This window comes from Azohydromonas aeria (assembly GCF_009760915.1).
Lineage (GTDB): Bacteria > Pseudomonadota > Gammaproteobacteria > Burkholderiales > Burkholderiaceae_C > Azohydromonas > Azohydromonas aeria.
Window position 1 is genome coordinate 1 of record NZ_VIDQ01000152.1, and the last position, 6,103, is coordinate 6,103.

Genomic DNA, 6,103 nt, shown 5'->3' on the forward strand with positions numbered 1-6,103 from the left:
ACGGCCTGTTCCTTGAATTCGGCCGTGTACTCTTGTTTCGGAATCCGCTTCACTTCTCTTCCCTCAAGTCTCGATGGTACCCATCGGCCCTTGGAAGACGAAATTCAGGGGGCAGCTCAGTCCTCTCCATCGATGTCGGTGTGCGGCGTCCGCTTGGTGCAAGCGTGTCAGGCATCGTGCTCCTTGCCGGACTCGATGAGGAGGCCGCGCAGCGCCTCACGAAGTCGAATGCAACACGACTGACCCTTGCAGGTTCCTCAGTCGCCAAGGTGACGAAGAGCGTGCAGTCAGTTCGGGAACAGGGCTACATCTATGCCGAGGAAGGCGTCATGCAGAGCACGAGTGCTGTGGCTGTGCCAATCCGTGACCCGCAAGGGCAAGTGGTCGCCGCCATCAGCGTCGCGGCGCTGAGCAACCGGCTAAGCCGCAAGCGAGTGCCTGCCGTCGTGAGCGCCATGCAGGAACACTCCTCGATGATCACGCGGCGATTGGCGGAACTGGAGAAGGCTCGAAGGCATCCATCTCGAACGCCCTCGGAATAGACCAATGGCAACAGCATCCATCCGCCAAGCTTTGGCATTGGATTGGCAAAGTCATCGGCACCTTGTGGCGGATTCGGCAGCACGGTGACGAACCGGGCCCAGACCATCAGAACGGTTCAAGCCAGACACTCGGGCGATATCGAGGCATCCAAACGCTGCCACGGGCCTGAACTTCATAGGCCAGATCTCACACCTTATCTTCCTTACGGAAAACGCTTGCCAACTTCTGCCCTGGACACGCCTGGGCGCCGTCGGCGCCGGAAAGATCTCAGCCCGTCCGCTGTCGCTGTGGTCACAGGAGCGGTCTGTCTAGAAACCGGCACGTCGCCACCAGTGAACGGCGGATTCGCGCCGCCGCCAGTAAGTCCGGAAGTCCATGCTGCTTCTGACTCGCTGCCGATCACGATCGTCCGTAAGCGTGGCTCCCGCACCCTACTGGCACAGGCCGCCGAAGTCAGATATCGACGACGTGGCGCAGCAGCCGGAACGGCACCCGCCAGCCCGGGCCGTCCGCGGTTTCCACCGTTGCGGTGCGCTGGTTGATCCGCACGATCGTGCCGATCTGGGTCTGCATGTAGCGGTCCTCGAACGACACCTTCTCGCCGCATCGGAAGTCTTCCCGGCCCGGCTGTGACGGCGCCGCCGGCGTGGGCGGCACAGCGGCGGAAGCGGTCGGCTGGGCTCCGGCCGGCGGCGGCTCGATGGCGGCGTAGGGTAGCTTCCACTCGCGCCGCGCGTCGGTCTCGTGCAGCGTCACCTGGTGGTCGCGCATAGCCACGACCTTGCCGCTGCGCATGCGCCCGTCGTGCCAGTCGAGGAAGCGCACCGTCTGGCCCAGGTGCATGTTGGCTCGCACGGCAATGATGCGGCGCGGGTCGGCCAGCATGCGGTCGATGATGGTGCTCAGCTGGAACAGCTCCAGGCTGCTGGCCTGGCTGAGCGCGTCAATGAGCTTGGGGTTGGGGCCTTGCGTGTCCACCGCCGTCGTCTCCCTGGAGTAGCGCGCCGGCGCACCCGCGCGGCCGGCCTTGGGCCGCCATTCTCAGGCGGCCTGGCGCTGCGGCAGCGGCTGGGCGCGGCCGATGTTCCAGGGCAGCAGCTCGTGGACGCGGTCGACGCGGTGCTCGGCGATGCGCTCGAACACTGCGCGCAGGTAGGCTTCCGGGTCCAGCCCGTTGAGCTTGGCGGTCTCGACCAAGCTGTACATGGCCGCAGCGCGCTCGCCGCCGGCGTCCGAGCCCATGAAGAGGTAATTCGATCTTCCGAGCGCGACCCCACGCAAGCTGCGCTCGGCGGCCGAGTTGTCGATCTCGATGCGGCCGTCGTCGCGGTAGCGCGTCAGGGCTTGCCAGCGCGTGAGCGAGTACGCGATGGCCTTGGCCAGGTCCGACTTCCTCGACACGCGACCCACCATGCCCGTGAGCCAGTCGTGGTACTCCTGCAGCAGTGGACCGGCCCGGGCTTGGCGGTGCGCGCGCCTGACGTCTGGCGGCTGCCCGCGGATGTCTTCCTCGATGGCGTAGAGCGCCTTGATGCGCCGCAGCGCCTGCGCGGCCACCGAGTCCTCGCTGCGCCCGGTGCTGACGTACAGGTCCCACCACGGCCGCCTCGCGTGAGCCCAACAGGCTGCCTCGACGGCCTGCCCCTGCTGGTAGAGCCGCAGCCAGCCGCCGTAGCCGTCGGCCTGCAGGATGCCGCGGTACTTCTCCAGGTGCTTGCGCGGGTGGCGGCCCTCACGGTCGGGCGAGTACCGGAACCACGCCGCCGGTGCGTCCTCGCTGGCCGCCGCGCGGTCGTCGCGCACGTAGACCCAGAGCCGTCCCTCCTTGGTCTTGCCCTTGCCGGGCGAGAGCACCGGCACGGGCGTGTCGTCGGCGTGCAGCTTCTCGGCGGCCAGCACGTAGCGCCCGAGCGCTGCCAGCAGCGGGTCCAGCAGCTTCTCGCCCTGGCCCACCCAGCGCGCCAGTGTGGAGCGGTCAATGTGCACGCCGCTGCGCGCGTTGATGCGGCTTTGCCGGTACAGGGGGATGTGGTCGCAATACTTCGAGACCGTCACGTGCGCCATGAAGGCCGGGCCGGCGATGCCGCGCACGATGGGGCGGCTCGGCGCCTCGGCCTGGAAGATGGTCTGGCACTTCACGCAGGCAAGCTTGGGCCGCACGTGGCGGATGACCTTGAAGCGCGCGGGCACGTACTCCAGCTGTTCCGACACGTCGGCGCCGATGCGACGCAGCCGGCCGCCGCACGCGCTGCAGCCGCAGGCTTGGCCGGCGCTGTCGTGGTGGGCGTGCGTCGTCGGCGCACGGTGCACCAGCTCCTCGCGCGGCAGGTGCGCGGGCAGGCTGCGGTCCAGGGCCGGCGCATTGGCGGCCGGCGCCGACGTCACCTTGGGCAGCGGAGGCAGTTCCGGCGGCAGCGGCGCGGCTTCGATGAGCATGCGCTGGCCGTCCTCGAAGCGCTCGCTGGAGGCGCCGTACTGCTCCCGGATACGGCGCGCCAGCTGCAGCCGCAGCTTCTCGTTCATGAGCTTGAGCAGCACCAGCTCCGCGTCGCGCGCCTCGATGACGCGCAGCAGCGACTCGATGGTGTGGGGCCCAGGCGGCAACGGCATGGCCCCTACTGTGCCGGGCTATGCAGCCGCTGACCAGCGCCTCGTGAGCCGCGTGCAACAGGCGCAGCTCAGGCGGCGAGCTCAGGTATGTGCGTGCGCATCGGCATGCGCCAGTCGATGCCCTCCAGCAGCATCGACAGCTGCGCCGGCGTCAGCGAGACGCTGCCCGAGGTTGCCTGGGGCCAGACGAAGCGCCCGCGTTCGAGCCGCTTGGACAGCAGCATCAGGCCCTGGCCGTCGAACCACAAGACCTTCAGGATGTCGCCGCGGCGGCCGCGGAAGACGAAGACGTGGCCCTCGAACGGGTTCTTCGCCAGCGCCGTCTGCACCATCGCCGCCAGGCCGTCGAAGCCCTTGCGCATGTCGGTGTGTCCGGCTACCAGCCAAACCCGCGTCCCGGCAGGCAGCCCGATCACCGCAGCTCCAGCAGCGCTTGCAACACGCTGCGCACGCTGGCCTCGTCCACCACGCCACGCAGCCGCACGAGCGCCGCACCGATCTCGACCTCGATGACGCCCGTGCCCGCGCGCCGCGGCGTCGGGATTGCCGGTGCGCATGCGTGCGGGGCCGCCGATGCCGCGATCGGCTCGTCCACCGTCACGGGCAACAGCACCGTTGCCGGCTCGGCGGGCAGCTGGGCTGCGGCTTGGCGCTCCAGGTGCAGCCGCCGCCAGTTGAAGAGCAGGTTCGCGTTGATGCCATGTTCCTGCGCCAGGGCCGCCACCGACGCCCCGGGCTGCAGGCTGCGCTCGACCAGCTCGCGCTTGAGGGCCGCGCTGTGCCGGCGCCGCGGGGCCCTATCCGTGATGACTCGCTTGTCCATGTGTGCACTTCCCCGATCGTGCACATCTCGCAAGTGAGAAGGTCAGCACGGTCGGGCGATCGTGTTCATGGGGTCAAGCCCTGCCAAGAAGGGCCCAGCCGCAACGCTTACGATCGTCCTACGCCACGCGGGCATTCAACCGTTTCGGGGACCCACCAGCGGATAGCGCTAGGTTTGGCCTGCCATGGCCTTGGCCAGCGCGAACATGCCCAGCAGGACCAGTGCGCCGTGGACGCAGACGAAATAGGTCAACACCACGACCCAGGTCCACGGCCAGCGCCAGCCACCTAGAACCACGATGACGCCGGACAGGCAGGCGATCAGCACTCCGGCCACCACGCTGACGAAGGTCGCTTGGCGCAAGTGGTCACGAGCCAGCGGCGGCGCGCTGTCGCGGTGTCGCAGCCACAACCACACCAGCACGGCAAAGCCAGTCCGGGAGCCACGAGCAGGTTGGCGAGATACAGCGACTCGGCCAACACGGCGAGCCCCTGGCCGTTGCCCTCGCTGGGCAATGAGCCTGTCGGCAATGGTCTGGAGCCGGAGGTGCGCATAGGTCAACGGTCCTCGAATTGCGCTCGCGCGCCTCTCAGCCGCAGAGCTCCACCTGCAGCTCGGACAAGGCATGCAGCAGCCCGGGCGCCGTGGCCAACGGTCCATACAGCGCCCGTCCCATGTGGGTGCGGGCCCGCGAGAAGATCACCGCGGCCTTGCGATCGTTGACGTGTCGCGACATGTAGAGCATCCCGTCCGCCTGCTCGGGATGGGCATGAATTGCGCCCGCCCAGCGCTGCGGCAAGCCGTAAGGCTGCACCGTGGAGATGGAGCCGTCGCCGCCCAGCCGCTTGAGCGCCACGCCCGTGAGATCGGCCAGCCGCAGTGTCGCCCTCTCCTGCGGTGCCTCGAAGCGCACGAGAAAGCGGCTGCTGAACTCGTGCGCCGTCACGGTGAAGCGGCCGGCAGCGGGCAACTCGTCATGCAGGATCGTCTCGGCGATGGCGGTGGTGAGGTCGAAGCCGCAGTAGCAGGTGCCGAAGCGCCCGACAGGCGATGCTGAAGGGTCGTCGAACCGGTTGGCCTGCGACGTGCCGAAGTACGGCTCGCCCGTGCCGTGGGACGAGATGCGGTAGAGGCTCGATGCCGGGATCTCGACAACCGTCAGCGGTGTCTGGTGCAGATCGGCTGGCGGCTCGCGCAGGATCAGCCGGCTCACCGCTCGGCAAACCCTTGCGCCGTGCGCAGCACCTCGCCGACCTGTCCCTGTGCCAGCGCCTGCAGCGGCGTGAGGCCGCCAAGCGACCCCTTGGCCGAGGTCATGAAGCGCAGCTTGGTCGCACCGGGCAGATCTCCCAGGGCCCGGCTCACGGTTTCGAGCTGGCGGCGCTCGTACGTCGGGTCGGCGAAGAACGCGGGATAGCAACGCCGCCCTTCGAGCTCGACGTAGAACACGCGCCGCGCGCTCAGCGCCCGGCTCAGCGCCTGGCGAGTCCAGCCCAGGCGGGCGGCGAGCTCCGTGGGCGTGAGCAGTTCCCCATGCTCCACCAGGGCCGCGAAGTGCTGCTGGCCGCGCGCGGCGGCCTGCTGCGCCAGCGCCTCGAAGCCTTCCGTCTCGGACAGCGCTTGCGCCGGCCCGGCGGCGTCATTGGCAGACCCCAGCCCGCCGGAGATCACGAAGTGGATGAGCGTGGCGATCTGCTGCTGCAGGTCGCCCATGGCCTGCAGCGCGCTGCGGTCCTGCAGGGCCTGCAGGATCTCGTCGGCGGGCCGCTCTAGCAGGCGCCGCACCTGGTCGCTGGTGCGGTGCGCCGAGGAGACGAGGTGCCGCACCTCGCTGCGGCCGGATCCGCCCGCGCCGCGTGCAGCCCCGGACCGGGCAGCGCTGGTCATGGTTGCGTCCTGTTCATGACCGTGATTCTACAGTCCGCCTGTCAACTTGGACAACCAGGTCAACAGGTGGGTCAACCGCCCTCGCAAGTGCTTTTCGCCCCGCTCACGCCGGTTCGGCCGATTCGTCCGGGCACATGCCGGCACCGCCGCTGACGCACAGCCGGTTGCGGCCGGCCTGCTTGGCCGCGTACAGCGCCGCGTCGGCCCGGCGCAGCAGCGCGCCCAGGTCGGCGTCCGCAT

Annotated in this window: 8 protein-coding genes; 1 reads left to right on the top strand and 7 read right to left on the bottom strand. The window is 68.9% G+C overall.

Annotated elements, in window-relative coordinates; genetic code table 11:
- Nucleotides 1-542: IclR family transcriptional regulator domain-containing protein (locus FJ694_RS35750; protein ID WP_310735078.1), on the top strand; the 542-nt coding region annotated here is incomplete at its 5' end.
- A 454-nt stretch (nt 543-996) separates the two neighbouring features.
- Here the strand turns inward: FJ694_RS35750 and FJ694_RS35755 are convergent.
- From FJ694_RS35755 to FJ694_RS35785, 7 genes are all read right to left on the bottom strand, one after another.
- Nucleotides 997-1,521, bottom strand: a complete 525-nt coding sequence (locus tag FJ694_RS35755) for a hypothetical protein (RefSeq protein WP_157272279.1) — start codon at nt 1,519-1,521, stop codon at nt 997-999.
- A gap of 63 nt (nt 1,522-1,584) precedes the next feature.
- Complete coding sequence (gene tnpC, locus FJ694_RS35760) at nt 1,585-3,153, bottom strand: IS66 family transposase (protein ID WP_157272280.1); 1,569 nt, start codon at nt 3,151-3,153, stop codon at nt 1,585-1,587.
- 68 nt (nt 3,154-3,221) lie between these two features.
- Nucleotides 3,222-3,569: an IS66 family insertion sequence element accessory protein TnpB gene (gene tnpB, locus FJ694_RS35765; RefSeq protein ID WP_157272281.1), complete on the bottom strand. Its 348-nt coding sequence runs from the start codon at nt 3,567-3,569 to the stop codon at nt 3,222-3,224.
- Nucleotides 3,566-3,976 carry an IS66-like element accessory protein TnpA gene (gene tnpA, locus FJ694_RS35770; protein ID WP_157272282.1) on the bottom strand — a complete coding sequence of 137 codons (411 nt, stop codon included), beginning with the start codon at nt 3,974-3,976 and terminating at the stop codon, nt 3,566-3,568. The genes tnpB and tnpA overlap by 4 nt, the downstream gene beginning before the upstream one ends.
- Before the next feature lie 168 nt (nt 3,977-4,144).
- Nucleotides 4,145-4,399: a hypothetical protein gene (locus FJ694_RS35775; protein WP_198321181.1), complete on the bottom strand. Its 255-nt coding sequence runs from the start codon at nt 4,397-4,399 to the stop codon at nt 4,145-4,147.
- A 166-nt stretch (nt 4,400-4,565) separates the two neighbouring features.
- Nucleotides 4,566-5,189 carry an RES family NAD+ phosphorylase gene (locus FJ694_RS35780; protein WP_157272283.1) on the bottom strand — a complete coding sequence of 208 codons (624 nt, stop codon included), beginning with the start codon at nt 5,187-5,189 and terminating at the stop codon, nt 4,566-4,568.
- The gene (locus tag FJ694_RS35785; protein ID WP_157272284.1) at nt 5,186-5,863 is read right to left on the bottom strand and encodes a MarR family transcriptional regulator; all 678 of its coding nucleotides are present in this window, start codon (nt 5,861-5,863) and stop codon (nt 5,186-5,188) included. Before FJ694_RS35785 ends, FJ694_RS35780 begins: the two co-directional genes overlap by 4 nt.
- Nucleotides 5,864-6,103 lie beyond the last annotated feature (240 nt).

Coding starts and splice junctions, on each gene's coding strand:
- tnpC (WP_157272280.1), bottom strand. CDS start 3,153: ATGCCGTTGCCGCCTGGGCCCCACACCATCGAGTCGCTGCTGCGCGTC.
- tnpA (WP_157272282.1), bottom strand. CDS start 3,976: ATGGACAAGCGAGTCATCACGGATAGGGCCCCGCGGCGCCGGCACAGC.
- FJ694_RS35785 (WP_157272284.1), bottom strand. CDS start 5,863: ATGACCAGCGCTGCCCGGTCCGGGGCTGCACGCGGCGCGGGCGGATCC.